A 25,142-nucleotide genomic window follows, 5' to 3' on the forward strand; every position below is an offset into this window, starting at 1 on the left:
TCTGTGTTCCGTCTGCCAGATGCCGCTGCTGATTAAAAATACAAAAGCTCATTGTTTATTCTGCTGCTCGGCTTTATTCGTCCGCTGAAACCGAAGCTGATTAGCGAACAAAAAGTTGAGAATATATTCGTCGCCCCGCCATATTGCCAATGCAATGTTAGCTGTTGTATTTTTTGTCAAAGGCTGCTTTCATTTTTATCATACTTTCCTCAACCTCATCGCTTTCTGGATACAAAATTTCATTTGGCATTGGTTGAAAATATTTGTCCCAAAATTTGCCGTCTGCGTTATCTACTAGAAATTTCGCAACCATTCTATTGGCTAAATCATCACTGTTTGTCTTTGTTGGTCTTATTGGATACTTCCCAACTAGGTAGCCTTCTTGATATCTTGGTCGTAGAGCCTTTACAGGAACAACATTTTGCAGCTTAATGAGAACAATTCCTAAATCTGAATAGTAAGAAATGCTTTGGTTTGGGTATGGAAGTCCGAACACATAAACATATCCTGTTTTAGATTTATTAAGAGCAAAACTTGCAGCAACCCTTAAAGATTGAGTGATGTCAATTAGAGGTGTCGGTAATATTTCATAGTGTTGAAAAAGAGAATAGTAATATTCATTAAAATAACTTCTTCGTCCACGCACCAACTCTACCATTTTAGATAAATCCTCGTAACGTTTACTAATTTGAGTTTTTCTAATTGAGTGTTTGGGAGTTCCGTCATCGTTCAATTCGGGTCTGCAAATAGAAGGATAAATTATAGTCTTTGGAATACGTTCTTTATAGAAAACAGCCTGGTTATTTTTGTAATCTTTGCGTTGCCCTCTGTAATACATCTCATAATTCCTATTGCTCAGTGTCACATGAGCGACTTCGTCCATAAGCTGTCGGAAACTTTTTACAGGAAACCCTTCACTTGCTCTTATTCTATTAACTGTGGCATCAAGTCGCTCCCAAACAATTTCATCTTCAAGGTCGTAATCAAAGTCCTTCTTAAATACATATTTTGTCACCTTTTTTTGAAATGGAGAAAATAATTTACCTTCTATTGGTTGCATTATTGGAGAGTTGAATTAATATAACAGCTAACGGTCACAGCTTTGCGTTCGGCAGGGCATTTGGAAAACGTCCAGCCCTGAACTGCAGCCGATTAAAGATACTGAAGTTGAAAATATATTCTATTGCTCATCCGTGTTCGGTCAGCCGGATATGTAGCTGATAGTAGTACCAAGATGAGGATTTATTTGTCGCCCCCTGCTGACGCAAAACTGCCTGTTGCCTGCTGGCATTACCATTGTCCACCTAAAGCCTGATACATTTCTAATGTTCTTTTGAAACTATTAATTTGGTCTTGAGAGATTGTTTTTACATCAAAGTATTGTCGTCCGATTAGCTTCATTTTTGCAGACTTTGCATTTGCTAAAGCGTTAATCAACTCTTTGTCTGATTCGCTTATCGCTTCGTCAAACCATTCCCAAATATAACCGCCATTACCTGAGTCAGTCTCTGTGTTTAAGGGAATATAGTCGTATGCCTTTCCGTCAATAGAGAATTGAACCTTTTTAAAAAATAACCATTCGTCTGCGTAGTATTGAAGTCTGAACCTAAGATTGCTTGGCATACCGTCTTCGGTCTGAAAATAGCAATAAATGCCATTGCGGTTTGTGTACTGTGGAGCATTTTTTGGTTCGTACCAGGTTTTGTTGTTGTTAGAGAATTCGTCTTTACGTTTCCTGAAATATTTTTCAAGGTCTTTGATTTTAGAACTGTCAACCGAAGCTGTCCGCTTAAATGATTCAACTTTCTCTTTTTTATTTCTGTCAACTGATTCTTGAATTGTATTACCCATTGAAAAGATTCGGTCTTCAATTTCTTTTTCTCGTTTGTCTTTGTCAGCGAAGAATATGGAGTTTGTGATGTCTGTGCCCTTATCATTGTAAAGTTTAAAGTCCTTTGGTGTTGAGTATACTGTTCCCAACGATTGTTTCATGTCCCTGTTAACTTTTAAGGAAATGCAGAAACTTTGATAGGCTTCTAAATAAGCGGCTGAATCTGTCGCTGCTTTAATTGTTTTAGGGTCTTTTTCTTTTGTAGTTGTCCCGCCCAAAAGTCCTTCTTCATTTACAACTTCAACATATTTGTAACTTTTTTTGCTGTCACATGAAGTAAGAAATGAAAGTAGGATAAGGGCTGCAAAAATGTGACTTGTCATATTGCTGATAGTTTTGGGTGCTGCCGATATGCTTGCAGGCAACGGGCAGGTATTGTCGAAGTGCAGGAAATAGAATTCCGTCCGCCCCGGCTAACCGCTGCTGATAAAGATAAAAAAGATGATGATATGCACATAGCTAAATGGATAAGGTCAAGCTGGATATGCAGCCCAATAGAATTACAACAGTTGAAACACGGTTTCAGTCAGCCTGCATTTTGGCAATACATTTGTTGTAAGCAGCCCTGTTGTCTGTCGAGCTTTACTATTTAAGAAAGTTCTCTGTCGCCAAAAAGCTGCCTGCCCTGCGTGGGAGAAAGACAGGCTCTTACCGCAGCTTTGCCTTTGTGTTTAGGCTTTGAGCGGCTGCGGTATGTGCCTGGCTTTGCAGCTTGGCCAGTCACAAACTTAACCTACTATTTCAGCCCAGTAACGGCTGTATAAATTGTCCGACTGCAGGAGAGTGTCATGGTTACCAGTTGAAACTATCGAACCCTTGTCCAGCAGGTAGATACTGTCGCAAAAGGATTTAAGAATATGCAGCCTGTGGGTGATGAGGATGACTGCCATTTGTGATTTCAGTCGTTGCAGTAATTGCAATACAAATAGTTCACTTTCCCTATCCATTGCCGCTGTCGCTTCGTCTAACAGTAACAGTTGCGGTCGGTGGTATAATGCCCTTGCCAGTGCAATCATTTGTTTTTGTCCGCCCGATAAGTTGATGCCTTCTTCACCTACCAGTGTCATTACAGATTGAGGTAATGTGTCCATAAAAGAAGCAAAACCATAGCTTCGTAAAAACTCAAGAACAGTTTGTGGTTTTTTAGCAGCATCTTCAAAAGCAATGTTTTCCAAAACAGTTCCGTTAAAAACATGTACTTGCTGCGGCACTACGGCGGCAACTTGTTTCCAGTTAGAAATTTGAATGTCAGAAAACTTTGTACTACCGTTAATCAGAACTTCTCCGTTTTCAGGTGTGTAATGCTGCATCAGTAATTGAACCAATGTACTTTTGCCACAACCGTTTTCACCCATCAGGGCAATGATTTCACCTTTGGTAACTTCAAAAGAAACATTTTGCAAAACAGGAGTTCTGCCGGGATAGCGAAATGAAATATTCTTTACCTCCAGTTGATTAAAATCCGATAGTTCCAAATGCCCTTTTTCTTGTGATTCTATTCCTGCAAACTCATACATGCGGTTAAAGGCTATACGTGCTTCGTTGATGGGAATGCTTAATAATGCCAGATTCGCTACCGAAGGCAACAGCGAACCTACCATACCCATTACAGCCATTAATTCACCCGCCTTTAATTGGTCGTGCAAAACCTGATAACTCAAAAAGAGCAACAAACCACACAACAAAAAAGCTGCAAATACATTGGCAACAAAGGAAAGCCGCATTTGTATTTGTCCTAAACGGAATATAGCCGATTGGTATTGATTGTAAATGGTATTGTTTGTTTCTGAAAACAGATGTTCCTTACTATGATTTTTAACCGGCTCAATGCCTTGCAGCGTAGAAATATAGTTGCTTTCTGCCATGGCATAACCACTCATAGTATTACGCTGTGCTTCAATAATTTTTTTATTGCTTCTGTAAATGAGTAAAAAGAAAACAGGCAAAGCGGCTAAAGTAATAAGGCCGCTGGTAACCGAATAGGAAAATACAAATACCAAAGTAACCAATACTACAATGCTATCCAATAACGTGTTACCTGCAATCTGACTCACCACCCGTTGAATGCGGTTGGTATCGTGGAGACGGGCTGTGAGTTCACCTATTTTGCGTGTGTCAAAAAAAGGTTTGGGCAAATAAAGCAGTCGTGAAAAGAACTCCTTTACAATACGCAGGTTAAATTCCTTGGATTGGCGAAGCAGCAATTGTGTGCGAATAAGGCTAACAGCTTCTTTTGCCAGTAATAACAGAAATACAAAACCAATACCAGTATAAAGTTTGTTGTATTGTTTATTGGGTAAAAACTCATCAATTAGTCGTTGGGAAAAGATGGCCATGGTAAGTCCAAGTGCTGCAATAGCTATACCCATCGCTGCTGCAATAAGCAGAAGTGGCACATCAGGTTTTATAAGTTCTTGAAACCACTGTTTTTTTGAACGATTAATGTCTCTCTTTTTTTGAAAGGTTTCATTGGGAGTAAGCACCAGGCAGGCTTTTGATTGCCAGATGATTTCCAGTTTGGCAGGTGTCATATACACCATTCCTTTTGCAGGGTCGCCAATAATCAACTGTAGTTTACCATTGTTTTCTTTCTTACCAAAATATACCACATAGTGCTGTAAGTTGTTTTCTAATAGCACATGTAAAATACAGGGCGAAGGGTGAGCCAGCAAGGCTTCCATATCTGCCTCACAACCTTCTGCATCAAAACCAGTGGCTTGTGCTGCTTGATATAATCCTAATAGCGTAGTTCCTGTAATAGATGTGCCGCTTAAACGGCGGAGGTTTTCAAAATCATTATCACCTCCGTAATAGCGTATAAGGGAAAGCAGACAGGCAACGCCGCAATCTTTTTGGTCTTGTTGCGGTACTATTAAAGGTTTTAGTTCTGTTGATTGTATAAGAGATATAGGCATGAATTAAGATGATGTTACGGATTTACTCTTTTACCAAGTAGGCCACACTGCACTCACCGCTGTGCTTACGGAGAAGTTTACCATTTTTGTACACGTAAAAAGAAGGAACCGTCACGGTTCCAAATGCTTTTAAAAAAACTGCTGCTGTATCATTTAACACCGTTACGTTTGGTAGTTGCGATAGTTGCATACTATCTGCAAAGTGTTTGGTTTTTTCAAAGGAGGCTGATGTTATCATGAGCCAGTTTACATTTTTTAAAAGAGACTGCTCACGGAACATTTCCTGCACCATGCTTTGGCAATGGTCGCAATCTGGGTTAAAATAATTAAGCACTAAAAGTTGTTCATTAGTTTTGAAACTATCTGTATTGAAGATACTGCCATCCATTTTGCGTAGTTGTACAGAGGGCAGGTACTGAGTAGCCGCTACTATTTTTTCTTTGGCTTCTGTTGTGCTCCAGATTTTATAGCCAAGAAATGAAGCCAGTAAAAGTAAAATTGCAGGCACGGTTAGTAAGATGATTTTTCTACGGTTCATGAAAATGATTAAGGTTGAAATACGACAGACAAATAACTTACCAACAAAACCCAAAGTGTAATACCGGGGAGATAAGTGGAAGCTACAAATTTTAAAGAAGGTAAAAATTTCATTTTAGATTCTTCTGTAATGAGGTAAGCTAAAAACAAAATATAGCTTAACTCAAAAATATTGAGTGTATTAAAAAAGTAACTGCTCCACTTGGGAACACTATCGGAAAAAAACACCTGCAATGAAAACGGGTTAACCGATAATTGTTCCAATGTTTCTACATCCACAAAAAACTCGGTGTATAAAAGCCCTGCTACTGCACCAACAGCAAAAAGAATTTCTGCTTGAATGCAGATTTTCCAAAAAGCAGCTTTAGTAAACCTTTCTGTTATAAAGCTGCCGGCTTTTAAACAAACCCATGTAAAGCTGATACGTAGCAACAACGCAAGCGGAATAAACAAGTAACTTACCCATTGCCATTTATGTACAAACTCCAAATAATCATCAAACTGCCGGTCAGTCATTTGTGAACCAGCAATTAAACGGTATAAGTCATCGGTTAAAATGAAAGTTTGACTATAGAAAAATGTAAGTAAATTTATTAATGTAAATCCAACAAAATATAAAAGTTGAGAGCTTATCAGCTTAGACATATTTAAACTACATGGGTTTGAAAATAAAATCAACATCACATTTCACTTATGTTTTAGTAGCCTTCTGCTTCGAGGAGAATAGCTTGTAAATGGCTATTGCGAAAAATAAGAACCAAGTACAAGCAATAATTAACAAAATTACTTTTTTGGTTACATTTTCTTTAGGTACATCAACCAAAACGCTGATGGTGTAAAAAAATAAAAGTAGTTGGGCTAAACCAAAACCCAAAAATGAAAGAAATTTATTCTTTGTCATATGTCAATAGTATTTAAATAATTGGGGCTATAAACATAAAGTTTAATAGCCCCAAATGTTGAGAAAGAGATTTAGTCAAAGCAACCTCCGGTGTATGCACCAATTAAGGCGCCGCCAACTGCACCAATCGCAGTTCCCCAACCAATTCCGACAAAGGAAAAATATTTACCCACTTGAAAGCCTGTACCTGCACCCCCAACTAAACCTGTTAGAATTCCACCAAGGCAGCCTGCAGTTTGAGCTCCGCCAGTGATGTTTGCCTGACACTCTAATGTTAAATGTTTCATTTACCTAAGTTTTAGATGTAAAATAAATTTTGATTAATCCATACATGCGGATGAAGATAAGCCTGCGCCTACGCCACCCAAATACAAACCCACAGCTGCACCGAAAGCTGAACCAAAGCCTGGTAAAAAACCAGAACCAATCATAAAGCCTGTACCACCGCCACTAATCATCCCACCAGCAACTGTAGCAGCACATTTCCAAAAACTGCCTTCAGCAGTAACTACCTCCATCTGTTTTAATTCCATTTTTTTCATCTGTTACGATTTTGATTGTTAATGAATACTCGTCTTGTGTTCGTTATACTTACGAACTGGGCATACAGTTAGCGTTCCCTCGTACTTGCGGTACTCCTTGCAGTGTCCCTGCCACTACTATACAGTCCTCTGTTATTTTTTCTTTGGGTCAACAAAGGCAAAATGTCCCTCAATTCGTACGTACTGAATATGTTTAAAAAAGTTCTGTTGCTCACGTTTTGCACAACTGCTGATAGTATTATAGTCAGCTCGGTTGTGCGTTGGGGTTGCAGCTCTTACCGCAGCTTTGCTTTGTGTCTGGCTTTGTGCGGCTGCGGTATGAGCTGCAACGAAGCGTTGACAAAATAAAGTTGAAAAGTTCAAATTTCCAAAGCAAATTTTGTAAAATGTCGGTAAGGGTTGCTTACAACGCGTAAATTTATGTTATAATCCGTTACTTTCCTAAAAAAACACACCTTGATAGCCAACTACTTAACATTATACAATTTCAATTTTCGTTAGGACAATCCACTCGGCTCTTTTTGTAAAACAACTTTTTACTGTTTATCGCTATCACTTCTTATAGATTGCTTAAAATCAATGCTTTACTGTTATCAAAATCAAATTGTCGCCCCCGCACAGCGGTTTTACCATTCTATGCTTTCTTTCTTCATCAAATCATCCAATGGGCTACTAATGTTTACCAAATGTAGTTTGCTTATGTGTAAATACCGTTCCGTTGTCTTTATGTTAAAATGCCCCAACAAATCCATTAACGCTTCATCTCAAAATATAATTCATCCAACAGGTTATTATACTACTTATTTTTCGGGTGCTATAATGCTTCTGCGAAATACATATACATTTTTAAACGCTTTCGTAAAGCCAACCCTACCCTTTTCGTTTTTTTTCAACGCCTGGTTAACATACCTACAGCTTCGCCTCCCTCACCCACAATCAGAACTACTTCCCTATCTCTCCGGGTAATGTATGGTACAATTATACCAATATTTATAAAAATAAATATATGCACTTTTAAAACATCATCCAAATTTTATATTTAAAATATTACCTGCCACTTCCATTCCATTTTATACTGTACTGAATGGTGGGGCCAATTTTAAACCAATTAAAAACCGCTTTCTCTAAGGCAGGTTTAATGCTATCAGTTCATTATGATACAATTTAAAACTACCAAATATTAAAATACTGCCATATCGTCAGCAGAGCTACCTCTGATCTGATAGCAGACTGATTCGAGACTGATTCGACTCAACAGCGTTAAAAACAGAAATAGCATCGAACCAGTATCTAAGTAGGTGCATGGCTAATTGATGCCATTTATGCAGTAAAATAAAATTATTGGGTTTTGTGGTAAACCAGGAATTCATACCCCTGTAATTCAAAATCTATTTTGCCTGAAAAGGTGAACTGCAGGCCGGAAAAGGGATTGGTAAATGCACCGTTTAACCATTCATGCTGTACCGAAAATTTTTGTTTGTCATCCCCACTCAGGTTTAACAATACCAGCAATGCTTCATTATGCCAATGGCGCATGAATGCCATAATGTTATTGCCACTTACGGGCAAAATAAAGGTTTCACCTTTCATGATAAGATCGGTTTGCCGCAAGCCGCATAATTGGGTATAAAAATCTTCCAAACCCAATGGTTGTTGCCATTCAATTAAATCTTTATCAAAAAATGAAATTCGCTTTTTATTCGGACTTTCCTGGCCACTGTATATCAATGAGAGCCCCCTCCACAAAAAACTATGTACGGCCAACGGCAGGGCGGCACCGCCATATTTTTCGTATTCCGTTCCATTCCAGCTGTTTTCATCATGATTGGATGTAAAAAACAACTTATAACTATCTGCGGGATATTGTGAATAATCGTGCAGGGTATTGTATAAATTATTGATGCCGGCTGTACCTTTGGCATAGGCTTCGGTTTGGTGCATCCATTGCCAGGCATAGCTTACATCAAATGCATCGTGGTATTGTACATTTTCGGTTTCGGCCAGCCAAAACATAGGCTTAACGGCATCGCATTGCTGCCGGGCTTCCATCCAAAAATCTAAAGGCACTAAATGGGCCATATCACATCGAAACCCATCAATATTTGCAGTGTGCATCCAAAACTGCATGGCGGCTATCATGGCTTTGCGCATTTCGTTTTGTGTATAATCTAAATCAATCACATCTTTCCAGCCATTTTTTTCGGTAAAATTTCCTGAAGCATCTTTCACATACCAGTCGGGGTGCTCTTTTGTCCAGTGATGATCCCATCCGGTATGGTTGGCTACCCAATCTATTATCACTTTTAAACCCAATGCCTGTGCTTGTTGTACCAAGGCTTTAAAATCATCAAGGGTGCCAAATTCAGGATTTATATCCGTATAACTGCTGCAGGCATAATAACTGCCCAGCGTTCCTAATCTGTGCACCTTACCAATGGGTGTAATGGGCATAAACCAGAGTATACGTACTCCCATTTGTTTTAAACGGGGTAAATGTTTTGCAAATGCTTGAAAGGTTCCTTCCGGTGTGTATTGTCGAATATTCACTTCGTAAATAACGGCTCCGTTAGCCCAGTATACCATTGGAAAATGATTGGCCATAACTGCTGTATGTTTACAACAAAGAAAAGCCTTATTTTGTAAATTGAAGATGAACAAACCAAAACTAGACAGAAAGATTAGTTTATTACAGGCTACCGCTATTAACATGACAGATATGGTGGGCATTGGCCCCTTTGTGGTGTTGAGTGTGGTAGCAGAAAGCATGAACGGCCCCTGGTATTTATATGCCTGGATTGCCGGTGCCTTGTTATCGGTAATTGATGCCAATGTATGGAGCCAGTTAGGTGCCACATTTCCATTGGCAGGCGGTAGCTATAATTTTTTAAAAGAAGGTTATGGCCCCCGGTGGGGGAAGTTGATGAGTTTTTTGTTTGTATGGCAAACCATGATTCAAGCCCCATTGGTAATAGCATCGGCGGCAATTGGTTTTGCACAATATGCTTCCTTTTTGGTTCCCTATAGTACCCCGGTTTCAAAATGTATTAGCGGTTCGGTGGTTATTGCTATTGTGTTTCTGTTGTACAGGAAAATTGATGCCATTGGAAAAATCAGTGTGTTTTTGTGGACGGGGGTATTGTTTACCATGGGCTGGATTATTAGCGGAGGTATGTTGCATGGGCATTTTATGCAACCCATACTACACATCAACGATGGATTGACGATTAATCATGCATTTGCTGCCACATTAGGCTTTGCGAGTGTAAAAACCATATACAGTTACTTAGGTTATTACAACGTTTGCCATTTGGGGGGCGAAATTATGCACCCTAAAAAAAATATACCCCGCAGCATGTTTATTTCCATTGGGGGTATTGCCGTGTTGTATTTGCTAATGAATGTAAGCATTGCCAGTGTGTTACCGCTGCACACCATTCAACACAGCCAGTTTGTGGTAAGTACTTTTATTGAACAGATAGCAGGTCCTTCTGCCGCTAATGTGGCTACGTTGTTAATTTTGTGGGTGGCTTTTGCCTCGGTTTTTTCTGCCACACTGGGTTATAGCCGTATACCCTATGCCGCGGCTGCCGATGGGGCTTTCTTTTCGGCATTTGCCAAACTACACCCTACTAAACATTTTCCTTATGTATCATTATTGGTATTAGGCGGTACTGCCTTTGTGTTTAGTTTGTTGTTTAAATTACGTGATATAATTGATGCCATTCTGGCTATGCGTATTTTAATTCAGTTTATTGGTCAAGCATTGGGCTTAATTTTATTGGTGAAAAGAAAAGGCCGGAAGTACTTTGCCTGGCACATGCCCTTGTACCCTATACCGGTATTGCTGGCTATAGCCATGTGGTTCTATATTTTTATTTCAACCGGCTATACCATGATGCTGGGCGGAATAACGGTAACCCTATTGGGTATTATTGCCTATCTGCTAAAAGCAAAACGTAATAAAGAATGGCCCTTTGTGAAAGGATTAGTTGTTGGGAAGCAAAATTTGGATGAGCCGACTGATGATGGCAACGAGTAAAGTACCAATTACATTGAGCCATAAAAAACTAACCCCTATAATATTGTATTTGTTTAATATAAACACCAGTATTACAACGAGTTCACTTACAATGGCCGCCCAGAAAACAGCATTCCCTTTTACTGATTTCATATAAAACGCTACTAAAAATATACCGAGTATCACTCCATAAAAAAGTGATCCCAAAACATTTACTGCTTCAATAAGACTGCCCATGCCAATCACAAACTCTGCTACAACTACACAGAAAATACCCCATGCAAGGGTATAAAATTTTGAGATTTTATAATTATTAAGTGCTTCATCATAAGAAACGGGTAAATCTTCTTTCTTTTTTTGAAAACGCAAATGAAAATCAATAACTGAAGTAGCAGCCAATGAATTCAGTGCTGCTGCAGTTGACCCCCAGGCTGCTAAAAAAATAATGGCAATGAGTAATCCTACTAAACCATGCGGTAAATAGTCTACAACAAAGCGCAGAAAAATATAATTGGTATCATTGGTATCGCCGGTAATACCTGCTTTTTGAAACAAACCCTGATAACTGGTTTTGAGTTGTTGCGAATGTACATTCAGTTCCTGCAATTTTGCTCTTGCCTTATTGGGTTCAGTATTCCATGTTTTAAGAGCCACCTGCTTTTCGGCATTTATCTGGTTGTATTGTTGTTCTAACGATATGGCATTGTGTTTCTGGCTGCTGCTCAGTAACTGTTCATGCACCACATTGTTAAAAAAAATGGGCTGGTCACTAAACTGATAAAAGGTAAACAATAAAGCGCCAATGAGTAAAATACCAAATTGCATAGGCACTTTTACCAATCCATTTAACAACAAACCCATTTTGCTTTCTTTATCGTTTTTGGCGGTAAGATAACGGCCTACCTGACTTTGGTCGGTACCAAAATAGGAAAGCGCCAGGAAGAAACCGCCAATAATACCGCTCAGCAAATTATATTTGTCTTTCCAGTCGAACCCATTTTTAGTAAACCCCGTGGTAATTACATTTAATTTACCATTACTGCCGCTAATTTTTAAAGCATCCATAAAGCCAAAGCCGTTGGGCAATAAATGTACAATCATAAAAGCAGCAATAGCCATTCCTGCAAATATGATAATGAGCTGTAATTGCTGGGTATAGGCTACTGCTTTTGCCCCGCCACTTACGGTGTAAATAATCAACAGTCCGCCCATAATGATATTGGTGATATAAATATTCCAGCCAAACAATGAAGACAGAATAATGGCGGGTGCATAAATACTGATACCGGTTGAAAGACCACGTGATAAGAGGAATAAAAAAGAAGTAATGGAGCGGGTTTTAATATCGAAACGATGCTCTAAAAACTCATACGCCGTAAAAACTTTTAAACGGCTGAACAAGGGTACAAAGCTGATGCAGATAATGACCATGGCAATAGGTAAACCAAAATAATACTGCACAAAGCGCATACCGTCAGTAAATGCCTGACCTGGGGCCGATAAAAAAGTGATGGCACTGGCCTGCGTACCCATTACACTTAACAATACCAAATACCAAGGCATGGAACGATTGGAGAGAAAATAGCCTTCCAGGTTCTTTTCTGTTTGGCTCTTGTATAGCCCATAAGCAATGATGCCTACCAATATGAGCGTAAGAACAATCCAGTCAATTTGGTTCATGAAAAATATTGTGTAAACCAGGTAAAAAATATAATTTCTGCAATCAACACTACAATTACCAACAGGTACCATTTATTCCAACCGGAGAGAACAATTATTTTATTGTTTTGTGGCATTTGATTAATTTTTTTCTGAACCCTTTTAAATGACCCGATAATAACAAATTAAACAGCCTTTAAAAAGCAATTGAATCTTTAATGCAATCATCATATTCACTTCAGTATCATTCCTTTTGCAGTTTAGCTAATTATTCTCATATCATCAAGTCTTATAACGGGAATACTGCTGCATTTTTGCTAAAGTTTTATTAAAGCTGTTTATACACTGCTATTTCCCATTTACCAAACTGCCTGCAAACAAACCCAAAGCCAACCCAATAACCAAACCGATTTTTACATTTTTAATTAAAAAACCTAAGGCAATACCAATAATCAATACCGTAAAAAAACCTATTTTTTTTCTGGGGTGCATCTGCATTATTCGTGTTTAGGTAAAGCAATTAAATTTGCCAATAATTTATAAGCACCTGGCACTCCGGCAGGTAATTGCCGAAACAATACCAAACTTACATACGCTACATTTCCCTTTCCATACGGTGCCATGATTAAACTGCCGGAGGAAGCAGGTTCATCGGTATCGTGCATACTCAGCGGAGCTTCAAAATGGGTATCGTTGGTTTGTGCCTGATAGGTGCTGCGTTCCTGTACCCATCCGTCAAAATCCTTTTCAGTAATCTTGTTGGGATAATTTAAAACGGAGTGCTGTGGCAGCAAAAAATGTACGGGTGTATTTTCTTCCGTAACACGCGGACTACCATTGACTAAGAACTTATATGGACCTGCCTGAACCGGTTTGTTGTTGATAAAATTACTTTTAAAATATTGGATAATGAAGTTACCGCCATTGTAAATGTACCTGTTAAAAATATCATTCTTAGTGGTTAGAAATTCGTGAATATTGTACGCACGAATACCGATTACAACGGCATCAAATTGACGTAACTTTTCATCAGTAATATCCTGCTCCTGTAACAACTGCACCGAATAACCCAATTGTTGAATGGCATCGGGTACTTTATCGCCGGCACCGGCTATATAAGCAATCCGCTTACCTACTACTTTTATCGGTTTGGTAATTACATTTACGCTATCCGTATAAAAATAATGAATGGTGGGTATATGATTATAAGCAATCTTCTTCACATTCAAATCATAAGTTTCATTTTTACCTTGTATGGGTATGGTAACAGAAGGGTGAATAACGGGTATTTTTTGCGCATCAAAAGTACCGGCCAACGGTACAGACCAGGCGTAATTTTTTCCGGTTTCAAAATTTAGAACAGTATCTTTCGTATAAATAACGGTATTGCCTTGTTGTAATCGATATTGCACCGGAACATTTGGAGCAGCGTAATTGGCTTGTATCTGCAAGTTTAAAGCAGGCTGATCAACAGGCTTACCCTGTCTTTCCACATCACTCAATACTACATTTGGTTGTAAACTTACCGCAACAGGCGGTGTAACCACAAAAGGCTGGTATACTTCTCCTTTTACCGGGTCTAAGTATTTGTACTGTACGGCCTTTTGAATAGTAAATTGAACATCATCAATTGAAAAAGTAAATGCAACTGCATAAGCAGGCAGACTTTCGGGTCGGCCAATTAAGGTTTGATCGGTTACAGTAAACATACCCACATTTTCCATGGGATGCACCAACCAATAAGGTTGTGAAACCGGCTGATGCAACGCTACCAGAAATTTTCGTTCAAAAGCAATATTATCATTTACAGGTAACAATTGAGCAATAGCCGTATCAAACAAAACCTGTTGCCTGCTCATTAAGGTTAACTTTTTCAGTTGTAAAGCAGCTGGTAATCGTTTGTTCACAAAAAACTGTAACTGCATGTGCTGCCCTTCTACTGCATATTCATTGCTACTGGTAGCTTCTGCCATCAATCCACTGCAATCCACAATCAGGTTTATCACTTCTTTCAGCTTCTCTTTGGTCCAGTTGTTTTGTTCGGGCAATTGTTGAATGGAATGGTACAGCCCTACCAGGGCAGGTAAAGAATATTCAGGATGTTGAATATTGTATTGTTGAATCAATTGATTTACTTTCGGAATAATGGCGGCACCGCCTTTGATGCGGCTCCAGGTAATATTAATGCCATCCATCAAAGTACTATCGGGCGGGGTACCACCGGTAGTGGTAAAATATTCGGTAATACTACCTTCCCTCCTGGGCCTGCCTTCACCCTGGCTTTTGTGCATGCTTCTGGCTTCGCCTCCAATTTCTCCATAACTTTCGCCCAACAACGCATTATAGCCGCCTACTTCAATTTTTAACTGGTCGTTGGAGGTGGTATTAATGCTGCCAAAGTTGTAGGTATTCCATAAAATACGTTTGGCTTGCCAAGGCTTTACGCCATATTTAAATTGTTCAGGAAATTTAGTAGAATCGGCGGCGGCAGTATATGCTTCATTGGCCAAAATAGCAGAAGCCCAGTGATGGCCATGTCCTGCTCTTTTATCACGAGGGAAACGGGTAATGATTACATCGGGCTGGTATTTGCGAATTACCCAAACAATATCGGCCAATACTTTTTCTTTATCCCAAATATGCAATGCCTCTGTGGCACTTTTGCTAAATCCAAATTCAAATGCCCGGCTAAAATACTGGCCACTTCCATCTATTCTCCTGGCAGCCAGCAATTCTTCCGTTCTAATCAGTCCCAATTCAAAACCCTGTTCATCTCCAATTAAATTTTGACCGCCATCTCCTCTGGTTAAACTCAGGTAAGCTGTTTTATACAAAGCTCCTTTTGCCAGATAAGGCAACAGGGTATTGTTTTCATCATCAGGATGTGCAGCCACATATAATACACTACCCAGCACATTTAATTTTTTCATCTGCAAAAAAATAGTTGCACTGTTTGCAATGGGCGGATTTTGTGCCAACACAGTTTTACTGCATAACAGGCCTGCAGCCCAACAAAAAAAGAATACTAATTTTCGCATATTTTTTTTCTATAAAAAATTTTACAAATATGTTTAATGTAACAGATACAATACAATTGATAAGCTGATGTGCTCTATAATAATACGAAGATAAATGAACCATTTAAAAACTGACTGCATGAGGTGATGAATGGCTGGTTAACTGCTTAAAATACCGTTAAGATGTTTTATTGATAGCTCCTATCCGATTTGCTACATTGGCTGCACATAAGCCACTCTCTTCGGCATCATCCATATAACCGCCATAGTTTTGTGCTGTTTCAGTACCTGCCCACCAAAGTTTGTTGCCCAGATAACCTTTTGTAAACAATGCATCTCCGTTATTTTGATGCGGTGATAGTGTCAATTGTTTTTCATCCATACCAATCGTTTCATTCAACCAAACGGCATCCCAATACTGCAGATAATGGGCCGCCTGTTCGCCAAAATATTGCACCAATTGCCGGGTTACCATTGCTTTTCTGGTTTCAAATGATTGTGAGCGCAACATGGGCAATAAAAAACCTTTTCAGTGCAAAAGTTGTTGGGTTGCATCGGTATGATCATAGATTTCGGTGGCAGTACCTTTGTCGCTAAATAGGGTACTGACAGGTTTGTTTTGCTTCCAAAAAGGTTGTTCATATTCAACGGCAAAATTAATAGCCAGGTTTGGGTATGGTGTATCACCTGCAATAATCCGGCAAGTAATTGCAGCTCAAATACCATGGTTTGCGCAGCTAATTGCGGCTGAATGGCCAAAATAATACCGGCAGTCTGGTTTAGTGTTCCATTGGTAGCAGTTAATTCCAAACCATCACCTTTATCTGTAATACTTTGTATGGTGGTTGCCGTGTGTATATGATGACTGCCAATAGCATCCGCCAGTGTACGGATTAACGCGCTGCTGCCGCCTGCAATGCGAAAATACGGATCGGCCTGTTGTGGCAGGGCATATAGCCCTATCTCGCCCTGTGCCTCTATCATGGCATAACCACCCTGCCATTGATGAAAACGGTCAATTTTCAATTCCTGCATCAATTGTTGCAGATATTGATGTTGCGGTCCAAACCAGGTAGCACCCATTTCCATGGGCGTATCTTTTTACCCAAATGTGTCTGGATTCTGCCTCCCAAATTGGGCTGTGCTTCTACCACCAGCAACCAGCACATCTGCCCCTAATTGTTGTAAACGCCAAGCAGCTACCAATCCGTTTAAACCTCCGCCTATAATGATTATTGCATTCATGCAGCACTTTTCTCTTTTTAACATTGCTTCATCCATTGTACAACCACTTGTAATGCATACAAGCTATTGATTTCATGGCCACTTTTAACAAATTCACCCATGCCATCCAATAGATACATCATACGATCTATTTTAAATAAAAAAAGCATCAACAAATAAAACCTCCATTTTTTTGTAAAAAATATTTTAATTTTTGTTTAATACATTACAATTTTTTAAAAACAAATGTAATCAAACACCCTGCATGCATATATAATAGTTATTTATAACGAGTTGAAAAAATCATCCTGCAAACCACTAAAAAAAATTGTAGCTTCGGGCAGTTGATTAAATATGCACATTAATTAAAATATTAAATCATTGAACTGATGAATGCACCGATTAAAACTGCGCTGCTTTCTTTTGGCATGAGTGGAAAAGTATTTCATGCACCCTTTATTGATGCGCATCCAGGTTATATTTTAGTGGGTGCCTGGGAAAGAACTAAAAAGCAAATTCAACAAATTTATCCCTATGCCAAAAGTTACAATACATTAGAAGAACTGCTGGCAGATGATATTGACTTGGTGATAGTGAATACACCCAATGATACGCACTATGAATATACCCGGCAGGCTTTATTGGCAGGAAAAAATGTAGTATTAGAAAAACCCATTACTGTAACTACTGAAGAAGCCAATGCCCTAAAATCATTGGCTTTGCAACAGAGTAAAATAATTTGTCCGTACCAAAACCGTCGCTACAACAGCGATTATTTAACTACCAAACGCATCATTGATTCTGGGGTATTGGGTACTATAGTGGAAGCTGAATTTCGGTTCGACCGATATGCACCTCACTTAAGTTCAAAAGCACATAAGGAAACCGGCAAGCCGGGCACCGGTGTTTTGTATGATTTAGGTTCGCATTTAATTGACCAGGCTTTGCAATTATTTGGTAAACCCGAAGCTTTGTTTGCAGATATTGCTGTTACCCGGCCAGGCTCTGTGATTGATGATTATTTTGAATTGCTATTGTATTACAAACATTGCAGGGTACGTTTAAAAAGCGGCTATTTTGTGCGGGAACCCCTACCGGGTTACATTGTATTTGGAACAGCCGGCAGTTTTTTAAAATCGAAGGCAGATGTGCAGGAAAATCATTTAATAGAAGGCAAAAAACCAACCACGCCCAATTGGGGTATTGAACCCGAAGCTGAACAGGGTTTATTGCATACAGCAATAGACGGAAAAATAATACGGGAAAATGTACCTACTGAAAAAGGTGATTATATGGGTTATTTTGAGGCGTTGTATCAGGCATTAGTGAATCAGCAACCCCTGCCCGTTACCATTGATGAAAGCACAGCTGTAATTGCTATTATTGAAAAAGCTTTTGAAAGTAACCAAAAGGGATGCAAAGTAATGCTGAGCTAAATTGAGCATCATTGATCAGATGTTTGAAGTAGTTGAGCAGGATATTGACGAAATGTTTTTTCTAACAATGCATACAATTGCGGATGATGCTGTTGTAACAAATGTGGCTGAGAAAAAAAATATTCACTCACCACCGCTAAAAATTCGGCGGGATTAGTGGCGCCATAAATATTGATATCGCTCTGTCCGGCCTGCATTTCCTGAATGGTTTGGTGCATTAACTGCACCCAGGGTAATATATAGGGTTTTTCCAATAAATTTTCAGGAATACCATCGGTAGCACCATCGGCTTTGTCTAATAAATGTACAAATTCATGAATGGCGGTATTACTTTTCGAGTGTTCATTCATAAAACCTTCTCTAAGCGCTTTTTGCGATAAAATCATCATTTGGTTTAAGGTGCCTGTACCTACCATTCCCAATACATCTCGGTTCATACCTTCTATCTGAAAGGTTTTTTCTTCAAAAGCATTGGGATACAATAAAATGTGTTTTAAGTTATAATAGTGCCAGTTGGGGAAGCCCCAGATGGGTATAATGGCGCTGCTGGCAATAAGTATTTTATCCAAATCGGTGAGCGTAGTTTTTACAGGATGTATCTGTACATATTGCAAAAAATCCATTACCCTTTTCTCAAATAATTTTTGTTCTGCCTCACTCAAATGCCGGTAAAAATGAAGGTGTTGCAATAGCAATTGTTGCCAGGATACCGGCATCGGTTTTGATTTTTTTTGTTTGGGCCAAAATATAAGAATAGCCACCAATGCAATTGAAACCACCAATAACATCCAACCTGTCATGTCATCTCTGTTTTAAATGTTAAAAAAAATCTACACAGTTTATATGTAGATTTTTTTAAAAGAATGAATGTGATTGTATTTACATTTTTTTGGCATCTTCTAAAAACTTAGCCAATCCTATATCGGTTAAAGGGTGTTTCAATAAACCGAGGATAGAATCTAATGGACAAGTGCAAACATCGGCACCGGCTTCGGCACATTTTACAATATGCAATGAGCTACGGATGGAGGCTGCCAATATTTCTGTTTCAAAACCCTGTAAGGAATAGATATGCGCAATTTGTGCAATCAGTTCTACCCCATCCCAATTGGTATCGTCAATACGCCCAATAAAGGGTGATACATATTTGGCGCCTGCTTTAGCCGCTAAAATAGCCTGACCAGCAGAAAATACCAAAGTACAGTTGGTTTTAATACCATTATCGGTAAACCATTTAATGGCTTTTACGCCATCTTTAATCATGGGAACTTTTACTACAATATTGGGGTGGATGGCTGCTAATTTTTTACCTTCAGCAATAATACCATCAAAATCAGTTGAGAAAACTTCTGCACTAATATCGCCATCTACCATTTCACAAATGGTTTTGTAATGGTTAATTATAGCATCGTTGCCTTTTACACCTTCTTTTGCCATTAAAGAGGGATTGGTGGTAACACCATCTAAAATACCTAAATCGTTTGCTTCTTTAATTTGAGCAAGATTAGCGGTATCAATAAAAAATTTCATGATGAATTATATTTAAAACGTGAACAATAGACGGAAGAATAATTGCTTTTACGAAAGCATTGAGCATAATAAAAAGGCAGGCTACTCACATCGCACCGCTACAACCGCTTATCCTTGCTGCATTCCTGCCCTGGGGAGGTTCAGCAGGAGCTGGTCGTGTAAGACCTGCCGGCTGCAAATGTAAGGCAACTAATTAAATTTTTAAACTTCATTTTTAAGAACTGCTGTTAACAGCCCACCAACCGGTTAGCTACCTAAGCAGAATGTATGCTTTCTTTTTGCAATGGATATAGGTAGAAAAAAACTGGATACCATCTAATAAAAATAGTAATTTTGCACCTGTTGTTATTTACCCTATTTACCAATGGTATACAACAACGCAACAACACCTGCATTCACCATTACCCGATAAAAAAACTATTTTTTTTTGACCAGTTTTTTATTGTGTGTAATGGAGAAGAAACAAGTTTATGGGCTATTGGTTATTTGGTTGGTAATGAACCTGGTACAAGCCCGGTTTACCAATATTCAGGAAGATGAAACGTACTACTATTTGTACAGTTTACACTTAAGTTGGGGGTATTTTGACCATCCCCCTTTTGTAGCCTGGATAATTAGAATAGGTTCTTGGTTTTTTCATGATATTTTAAAAGTTCGTTTTGTTACTGTGGTACTTCAACCACTTACACTGGGGCTCATTTGGCATCAACTACGGTTTAAATCACCTGTATCACAACAACAAATTATATTCTTTTTTTTATCAGCCTTTGTAATGGTGATGTTTTCCGTGTATGGCTTTATTACTACACCCGATGCGCCATTACTATTTTTTACGGCTTTATTTTTCTTTGCCTATCAGCAATTTCTGCAAAAAACAGATACCGCTACTATACTTATCATGATTGTAAGTGTAACAGGTTTGTTATACAGCAAATACCAAGGCATATTGGTGGTATTTTTTACCGTTGCATCTAATAAAGCACTGTTCAAAAAACCGGCCTTTTACATAATAGCACTCAGTAGTTTGATACTTTTTTTACCACATGTCTATTGGCAATTTAGCCATCGGTTCCCTTCCTTACAATTTCATGCAGTAGACCGGGCAGAACCATTTAAATGGGCGTATTTTTTAGAATATGTTCCCAACCAAATGCTGGCCTTTAATCCCTTTATATGGATAGCTGCCGCATATATTTTGGTGAAGTATCGCTACCAAGACTATTATCAACGGGCATTGTATTATAATATAGCAGGTATTTTTATTGTTTTTTGGATAAGTACTTTTCGGGGGCATGCAGAACCGCACTGGACCATTGTAACCGCTGTACCTATGCTTATTGCAATAAATGAGCACCTGCATGAGCATACTGCCTTTTTTAAAAATATTCGAAAACTGCTGGCTTTTTCTGCCGTTTTAATTTTGATGCTGCGTGTGGCTTTAATTGCCGGTTGGGTACCGGAACAATTGGGCTTTTCAGCAAAACCGGCTTACTACCAATCTATTGCAAGGGCGGCTGCGCATCGGCCGGTTATTTTTGCCAACAATCATATTGAACCTGCATTATATACCTACTTTACCGGAGATACTGCTATTTCATTTCCCACTTTACAAAATCGGAAATCGCAGTTTGACATCTGGAATTTTCAATACAACTGGTTGGGTAAACCGGCTTTTTGTGTAGGTAATTATCAAGGGAAAGCAAGCACTTATTATGCCAATGGCAGCATATGGTATGGGTTTGGTACCGACTCCCTGTATATTACACAAGCCCTTCACTTCAACTATACCCTACCCCATACCCCTATTCATCAGGGCGATACTTTGCGCATCCCTTTTCTATTACAAAACAATGGGCTACAGCCATATTGTTTACAAAGCAGCGATTTTAGTACCGTATCTGGTATTGTACTGGTGAAAGCACAACAGTATATATTACTCCCTAATAACAATCCACTGCCCCAACAATGTATAGCTCCGCAAGCTTCTATGCAGGATACCATGTATATTGCCATACCGGCTTTGGCTAAAGGCAATTACCAATTAACCCTGTACACCGGCAATTGCCTGGGAAATACCCCCAATAGCAAAACCATGCCCGTTGTTATTGAATAATACCGACCGAGAGAGGATCGGATTGCCTTACTGTCGGTTAAATCTGGAATTTATGGTGGTAACACCTACTAATTCATCATATCGGTCATTTAAAGAACGGTAATACACAAAAATGGTATAATCGTTTTCCGTTTCCCAACTATTGCCATCGGTTAATTTTAATGACCCGGGGGCATTAGGATCATCGGTAGGTTGGGTAACATAGGTATAATTGTAATACCCTTGTTTTAAAAAAAGCGTTTTTTCATAAATACCCTTATCGGCATTGAATTGCATTTGGGCATTACGGGTTAAGCGATTACCCGTTAGTGCACCCAGAATGTATACGTTTTGTCCGGTAAAAGGATGATTGCCCGGCGGAACAAAACTAAAATGCACATAAGCATAATCGGTTTGCCACCAGGGATTCACCATTTCAGTGGTGCTGATCATATACCAGCCATTCATATCGTTCATCAATAAATAAGGCTGACCCGATAAATCGTAATCGTTTTTCAAATACACCTGATAGGGAAAAGTACCCTTATCAACAGCCGCTACCCGTTCACTCTGATAGCGAAAGCTTTCTAAATTAGCCCAACGATATTCTTTCCCGCCGGGAAAAATACAATCCTGCTCGGCATTGTATTGATAAATATTGTTATTAATAAAAATAGGCTGTATTCCTTTAATAGCATTATCCCAGCGATAGTTTTGCATAATTAGCACTTTTAATTGCTGTTGCGGATTTAAAATATTTAATTCGCGGGTATTGATGCTTAACTGTACTTTTTGATGTGTTAAAAATAACTGACTGGTAAAAGGCTGAGCAATATTGGCCAAAATATCAACCCGGTTATGTACTACAAAAAAACGGCGGGTAAATGCCAATTTAGAAGTATCGCCATCTAAAAACACTTTTAAAATATAATTACCGCTTACAGCCGGCATGGCATTGGCATCGGGTAATACCAACTGATAAGAAACGTATTGCTGTGGCGTAATGGAGGAAATGCGGTATTGGTTAATAGCCTGTTGCTGAAATCCTTTCAGATAATCAAATATACTTACATCAGCCGGTGTCCAGTCGGCATTACACAACACAAAAGTGTAATAAAAATTTTTGGGATAAGCTACCAAATCGTCAAAATACAATTCCAATAATTCACCGGAATTGAGGTGAATAACGGGCATGCTTTGCTGATTGTTTTGTTTGAAGAAAGATACATTGCCAATGGATGGCATATACACCGAATCAACATAGATTTGCGCCTGCAACGAAGTGCATAACAACATTACCACCAATAGCTGTAGCCATTTCATGTTTCAAACTTTTAATAAAAATACAATACTGCTGATTATTGCCATAATTTAATTGGTTTTGCTGATTGCCCCGCAGCACGTAGTTTTGAAACATTTTAAAACCGTTGCCTTGGATGTTGCTTTTTATATTGCCAGAAAAATAACTTTTAACCACGAAAAAACATTTTCGCGATTTATTATTCGTTTGGCCATAGTGGCTACTGCGGTAAGCGTTATGTCGATGATTGTTACCTTAGCCTTTGTAAATGGATTTCAGGAAACCATTTCTGAAAAGGTGTTCAGTTTCTGGGGACATATACGCGTACAACATTTTGAAGTAGATAAAGCCCTGGTAGCAGAAGAAACGCCCATTGAGCGCAATGATACTGTAGAATATATTCTGCACCACCAACAAGGTATTCAGCAGGTTCAGGTATATGCTACCAAAAGTGCCGTATTGGCTTATCACCGGGAAATTGAAGGCACTTTATTCAAAGGTATTAATGCAGGAGATGACAGTTCCCGGCTAAAACCGTTTTTACAAAAAGGAAGATGGCTGCAGTTTAATGACAGCAGCTATTCCAAAGAAATCATCATCTCAACAAATATTGCCAATAAACTCAATATTCAATTAGGCGATACCCTGCGTATTTTCTTTATTTCAACTGATGGCAGTGGCAATACCTACCGTAAACTGAAAGTTGTTGGCCTGTATAAAACAGGTATTGAAGAATATGATAAACTGTTTGCAATTGGTGATATACGCCTCATTCGCCGCATTAATAACTGGCCTGCCAATGCTATTGGAGGTTACGAGGTTTTTTTAAATAATTACAAGGACATGAATAGTGTGAACCAGGCATTACTGAATCAGCTTCCCAATGTCTGGAGCAGCAAAACCATTCAGGATGTATACCCGAATATCTTCGACTGGTTGAATATACAAGATGTAAACCGCAATGTAATTTTTATCGTAATGTCAATTGTAACCATTATTAATTTGGTTACCTGCCTGCTCATTCTGGTATTAGAACGCACAAGAATGATTGGCATTCTGAAAGCCATTGGCGCCAACGATTGGCTGATACAAAAAATATTTCTGCTCTATGCCTGGTTTATTGCAGGTTTTGGTATTGGCATTGGCTTAATTGCCGGGCTGGGTATATGTTTGCTGCAACAATTTGCCGGATTTATTCACTTAGATGAAAGCAATTATTATGTATCAGTGGCGCCTGTTCATATTATTGGATGGCAGGTTGTATTAGTTTGTGTAGCTACTGCTTTGGTTTGTTTGTTGGCATTAATGGTGCCTACTGCACTGGTTAAAAAAATTCAACCGGTAAAAGCCATTACTTTCCGGTAAGATGCGATAGTAAAATACCCGCAGCTACTGCTGCATTCAACGACTCCGCCTGCCCTTTGCCGGGAATAGTAACAGGGTGTGTAATGGCAGATAATATCGCTTGCCGAATACCACTTCCCTCACTTCCAATGAGCAATACTGCATTGGGTAAAAAGGGCATTTGTTGTACCGGAACCCCATTCAGTACAGCGCCAATAACGGGCACCCGCAGTTTTTCAAGCCAGGATGGCAAAAGGGTATACCAATGGTTTACCCTTAAAAAACTACCCATGGTGCTTTGAATTACTTTGGGATTGTACCACTCCACCGTATCGGTGCTGCAAACAATATGCGCAACACCAAACCAGTCTGCTATTCGAATCATGGTACCCAGATTCCCCGGATCCTGAATGCCATCTAACACCAGTACCAACCCCTGTGGTGTAGCAGTTACCGGCGTTTCAGCACGTTGTTGCACCACCAATACCACTTCGTTAGGTGTTTGCAGATTGCTGATCCTATCCAATTCGGCCTCCGATACAATGGTTACAGGCACTTGCACATCCCTTTGATGTGCCACCCAGTGTTCCGTTGCATAAATTTTTTTAATGGTATAATCGGATGCCAGTATTTCAGCAGCTATTTTGGTTCCTTCAGCTATAAATACACCTTCTTCTGTTCTTTGTTTTTTGTGGCACAAAGATTGAATATATTTGACCTCATTCCGACTAAGCAT

Annotated in this window: 22 protein-coding genes and 1 other RNA gene; 4 read left to right on the forward strand and 19 right to left on the reverse strand. The window is 39.0% G+C overall.

Features of this window, described 5'->3' with window-relative positions:
* Window positions 1–157: 157 nt before the first annotated feature.
* From JK139_RS04210 to JK139_RS04245, 8 genes are all read right to left on the reverse strand, one after another.
* On the reverse strand, window positions 158–1,060 hold the full coding sequence (locus JK139_RS04210; RefSeq protein ID WP_074419674.1) for an FRG domain-containing protein: 903 nt from the start codon (window positions 1,058–1,060) through the stop codon (window positions 158–160).
* Between the two features lie 230 nt (window positions 1,061–1,290).
* A complete protein-coding gene (locus JK139_RS04215; protein ID WP_218330648.1) occupies window positions 1,291–2,214 on the reverse strand; it encodes a hypothetical protein in 924 nt (307 codons plus the stop codon).
* Window positions 2,215–2,619: 405 nt separating this feature from the next.
* Window positions 2,620–4,806: a peptidase domain-containing ABC transporter gene (locus tag JK139_RS04220; protein ID WP_218330649.1), complete on the reverse strand. Its 2,187-nt coding sequence runs from the start codon at window positions 4,804–4,806 to the stop codon at window positions 2,620–2,622.
* 22 nt (window positions 4,807–4,828) lie between these two features.
* Entirely contained in the window at window positions 4,829–5,344 is a 516-nt protein-coding gene (locus JK139_RS04225) for a TlpA family protein disulfide reductase (RefSeq protein ID WP_218330650.1), read from the reverse strand.
* A gap of 8 nt (window positions 5,345–5,352) precedes the next feature.
* Window positions 5,353–5,988 (reverse strand): hypothetical protein, encoded by a 636-nt coding sequence (locus JK139_RS04230; RefSeq protein WP_218330651.1) that lies wholly within the window; start codon window positions 5,986–5,988, stop codon window positions 5,353–5,355.
* Window positions 5,989–6,315: 327 nt separating this feature from the next.
* Complete coding sequence (locus JK139_RS04235; protein WP_218330652.1) at window positions 6,316–6,531, reverse strand: Blp family class II bacteriocin; 216 nt, start codon at window positions 6,529–6,531, stop codon at window positions 6,316–6,318.
* Window positions 6,532–6,564: 33 nt separating this feature from the next.
* A complete protein-coding gene (locus tag JK139_RS04240; protein WP_218330653.1) occupies window positions 6,565–6,786 on the reverse strand; it encodes a hypothetical protein in 222 nt (73 codons plus the stop codon).
* A gap of 1,338 nt (window positions 6,787–8,124) precedes the next feature.
* Window positions 8,125–9,387, reverse strand: coding sequence for an alpha-amylase family glycosyl hydrolase (locus tag JK139_RS04245; protein WP_074420731.1), 1,263 nt, complete (start codon window positions 9,385–9,387; stop codon window positions 8,125–8,127).
* Window positions 9,388–9,436: 49 nt separating this feature from the next.
* Between JK139_RS04245 and JK139_RS04250 the strand changes: the two genes are divergently transcribed.
* Entirely contained in the window at window positions 9,437–10,825 is a 1,389-nt protein-coding gene (locus JK139_RS04250; protein ID WP_074420732.1) for an APC family permease, read from the forward strand.
* Here the strand turns inward: JK139_RS04250 and JK139_RS04255 are convergent.
* The 6 genes from JK139_RS04255 to JK139_RS04280 all read right to left on the reverse strand — a co-directional run bounded on the left by JK139_RS04255 (window position 10,772) and on the right by JK139_RS04280 (window position 16,725).
* A complete protein-coding gene (locus tag JK139_RS04255) occupies window positions 10,772–12,484 on the reverse strand; it encodes a sodium:solute symporter (protein ID WP_074420733.1) in 1,713 nt (570 codons plus the stop codon). The genes JK139_RS04250 and JK139_RS04255 overlap by 54 nt on opposite strands.
* A gap of 327 nt (window positions 12,485–12,811) precedes the next feature.
* The gene (locus tag JK139_RS04260) at window positions 12,812–12,961 is read right to left on the reverse strand and encodes a hypothetical protein (protein WP_179852374.1); all 150 of its coding nucleotides are present in this window, start codon (window positions 12,959–12,961) and stop codon (window positions 12,812–12,814) included.
* Window positions 12,961–15,501 carry a PIG-L family deacetylase gene (locus tag JK139_RS04265; RefSeq protein ID WP_218330654.1) on the reverse strand — a complete coding sequence of 847 codons (2,541 nt, stop codon included), beginning with the start codon at window positions 15,499–15,501 and terminating at the stop codon, window positions 12,961–12,963. Before JK139_RS04265 ends, JK139_RS04260 begins: the two co-directional genes overlap by 1 nt.
* Window positions 15,502–15,658: 157 nt before the next feature.
* Complete coding sequence (locus tag JK139_RS04270) at window positions 15,659–15,991, reverse strand: FAD-dependent oxidoreductase (RefSeq protein ID WP_074420496.1); 333 nt, start codon at window positions 15,989–15,991, stop codon at window positions 15,659–15,661.
* The gene (locus JK139_RS04275) at window positions 15,949–16,569 is read right to left on the reverse strand and encodes an FAD-dependent oxidoreductase (protein ID WP_075051698.1); all 621 of its coding nucleotides are present in this window, start codon (window positions 16,567–16,569) and stop codon (window positions 15,949–15,951) included. The genes JK139_RS04270 and JK139_RS04275 overlap by 43 nt, the downstream gene beginning before the upstream one ends.
* A 12-nt stretch (window positions 16,570–16,581) precedes the next feature.
* Entirely contained in the window at window positions 16,582–16,725 is a 144-nt protein-coding gene (locus JK139_RS04280) for an NAD(P)-binding protein (RefSeq protein WP_179852356.1), read from the reverse strand.
* A gap of 368 nt (window positions 16,726–17,093) precedes the next feature.
* Between JK139_RS04280 and JK139_RS04285 the strand changes: the two genes are divergently transcribed.
* Window positions 17,094–18,140: a Gfo/Idh/MocA family oxidoreductase gene (locus tag JK139_RS04285; protein WP_075051700.1), complete on the forward strand. Its 1,047-nt coding sequence runs from the start codon at window positions 17,094–17,096 to the stop codon at window positions 18,138–18,140.
* Between the two features lie 8 nt (window positions 18,141–18,148).
* Here JK139_RS04285 and JK139_RS04290 read toward each other — a convergent pair whose 3' ends face one another.
* From JK139_RS04290 to ffs, 3 genes are all read right to left on the reverse strand, one after another.
* A complete protein-coding gene (locus tag JK139_RS04290; RefSeq protein ID WP_075051701.1) occupies window positions 18,149–18,940 on the reverse strand; it encodes a M90 family metallopeptidase in 792 nt (263 codons plus the stop codon).
* A gap of 79 nt (window positions 18,941–19,019) precedes the next feature.
* Window positions 19,020–19,670, reverse strand: coding sequence for a fructose-6-phosphate aldolase (gene fsa, locus JK139_RS04295; RefSeq protein ID WP_074420432.1), 651 nt, complete (start codon window positions 19,668–19,670; stop codon window positions 19,020–19,022).
* Between the two features lie 71 nt (window positions 19,671–19,741).
* Window positions 19,742–19,841, reverse strand: an RNA gene (ffs, locus tag JK139_RS04300) — signal recognition particle sRNA small type.
* A 280-nt stretch (window positions 19,842–20,121) separates the two neighbouring features.
* Here ffs and JK139_RS04305 point away from each other — a divergent pair.
* Window positions 20,122–21,783, forward strand: coding sequence for a glycosyltransferase family 39 protein (locus tag JK139_RS04305; protein ID WP_143439259.1), 1,662 nt, complete (start codon window positions 20,122–20,124; stop codon window positions 21,781–21,783).
* A 27-nt stretch (window positions 21,784–21,810) separates the two neighbouring features.
* Here JK139_RS04305 and JK139_RS04310 read toward each other — a convergent pair whose 3' ends face one another.
* The gene (locus JK139_RS04310; RefSeq protein WP_074420434.1) at window positions 21,811–23,085 is read right to left on the reverse strand and encodes a type IX secretion system plug protein; all 1,275 of its coding nucleotides are present in this window, start codon (window positions 23,083–23,085) and stop codon (window positions 21,811–21,813) included.
* Between the two features lie 85 nt (window positions 23,086–23,170).
* Between JK139_RS04310 and JK139_RS04315 the strand changes: the two genes are divergently transcribed.
* Window positions 23,171–24,427 carry an ABC transporter permease gene (locus JK139_RS04315; protein ID WP_228733113.1) on the forward strand — a complete coding sequence of 419 codons (1,257 nt, stop codon included), beginning with the start codon at window positions 23,171–23,173 and terminating at the stop codon, window positions 24,425–24,427.
* Here the strand turns inward: JK139_RS04315 and JK139_RS04320 are convergent.
* Window positions 24,414–25,142, reverse strand: coding sequence for a TrmH family RNA methyltransferase (locus JK139_RS04320; RefSeq protein ID WP_075051702.1), 729 nt, complete (start codon window positions 25,140–25,142; stop codon window positions 24,414–24,416). The genes JK139_RS04315 and JK139_RS04320 overlap by 14 nt on opposite strands.

The organism is Hydrotalea lipotrueae (assembly GCF_019249625.1).
GTDB lineage: Bacteria > Bacteroidota > Bacteroidia > Chitinophagales > Chitinophagaceae > Hydrotalea > Hydrotalea flava.

What these genes read in the sequence shown, in the direction of transcription:
- JK139_RS04290 (WP_075051701.1), bottom strand. Translation starts at nt 18,940, where the DNA reads ATGACAGGTTGGATGTTATTGGTGGTTTCAATTGCATTGGTGGCTATT.
- JK139_RS04265 (WP_218330654.1), bottom strand. Translation starts at nt 15,501, where the DNA reads ATGCGAAAATTAGTATTCTTTTTTTGTTGGGCTGCAGGCCTGTTATGC.
- JK139_RS04310 (WP_074420434.1), bottom strand. Translation starts at nt 23,085, where the DNA reads ATGAAATGGCTACAGCTATTGGTGGTAATGTTGTTATGCACTTCGTTG.
- JK139_RS04270 (WP_074420496.1), bottom strand. Translation starts at nt 15,991, where the DNA reads ATGTTGCGCTCACAATCATTTGAAACCAGAAAAGCAATGGTAACCCGG.
- fsa (WP_074420432.1), bottom strand. Translation starts at nt 19,670, where the DNA reads ATGAAATTTTTTATTGATACCGCTAATCTTGCTCAAATTAAAGAAGCA.
- JK139_RS04245 (WP_074420731.1), bottom strand. Translation starts at nt 9,387, where the DNA reads ATGGCCAATCATTTTCCAATGGTATACTGGGCTAACGGAGCCGTTATT.
- JK139_RS04260 (WP_179852374.1), bottom strand. Translation starts at nt 12,961, where the DNA reads ATGCAGATGCACCCCAGAAAAAAAATAGGTTTTTTTACGGTATTGATT.
- JK139_RS04235 (WP_218330652.1), bottom strand. Translation starts at nt 6,531, where the DNA reads ATGAAACATTTAACATTAGAGTGTCAGGCAAACATCACTGGCGGAGCT.
- JK139_RS04220 (WP_218330649.1), bottom strand. Translation starts at nt 4,806, where the DNA reads ATGCCTATATCTCTTATACAATCAACAGAACTAAAACCTTTAATAGTA.
- JK139_RS04215 (WP_218330648.1), bottom strand. Translation starts at nt 2,214, where the DNA reads ATGACAAGTCACATTTTTGCAGCCCTTATCCTACTTTCATTTCTTACT.
- JK139_RS04285 (WP_075051700.1), top strand. Translation starts at nt 17,094, where the DNA reads ATGAATGCACCGATTAAAACTGCGCTGCTTTCTTTTGGCATGAGTGGA.
- JK139_RS04305 (WP_143439259.1), top strand. Translation starts at nt 20,122, where the DNA reads ATGGAGAAGAAACAAGTTTATGGGCTATTGGTTATTTGGTTGGTAATG.
- JK139_RS04210 (WP_074419674.1), bottom strand. Translation starts at nt 1,060, where the DNA reads ATGCAACCAATAGAAGGTAAATTATTTTCTCCATTTCAAAAAAAGGTG.
- JK139_RS04250 (WP_074420732.1), top strand. Translation starts at nt 9,437, where the DNA reads ATGAACAAACCAAAACTAGACAGAAAGATTAGTTTATTACAGGCTACC.
- JK139_RS04230 (WP_218330651.1), bottom strand. Translation starts at nt 5,988, where the DNA reads ATGTCTAAGCTGATAAGCTCTCAACTTTTATATTTTGTTGGATTTACA.
- JK139_RS04240 (WP_218330653.1), bottom strand. Translation starts at nt 6,786, where the DNA reads ATGAAAAAAATGGAATTAAAACAGATGGAGGTAGTTACTGCTGAAGGC.
- JK139_RS04320 (WP_075051702.1), bottom strand. Translation starts at nt 25,142, where the DNA reads ATGCTTAGTCGGAATGAGGTCAAATATATTCAATCTTTGTGCCACAAA.
- JK139_RS04280 (WP_179852356.1), bottom strand. Translation starts at nt 16,725, where the DNA reads ATGAATGCAATAATCATTATAGGCGGAGGTTTAAACGGATTGGTAGCT.
- JK139_RS04225 (WP_218330650.1), bottom strand. Translation starts at nt 5,344, where the DNA reads ATGAACCGTAGAAAAATCATCTTACTAACCGTGCCTGCAATTTTACTT.
- JK139_RS04275 (WP_075051698.1), bottom strand. Translation starts at nt 16,569, where the DNA reads ATGGAAATGGGTGCTACCTGGTTTGGACCGCAACATCAATATCTGCAA.
- JK139_RS04255 (WP_074420733.1), bottom strand. Translation starts at nt 12,484, where the DNA reads ATGAACCAAATTGACTGGATTGTTCTTACGCTCATATTGGTAGGCATC.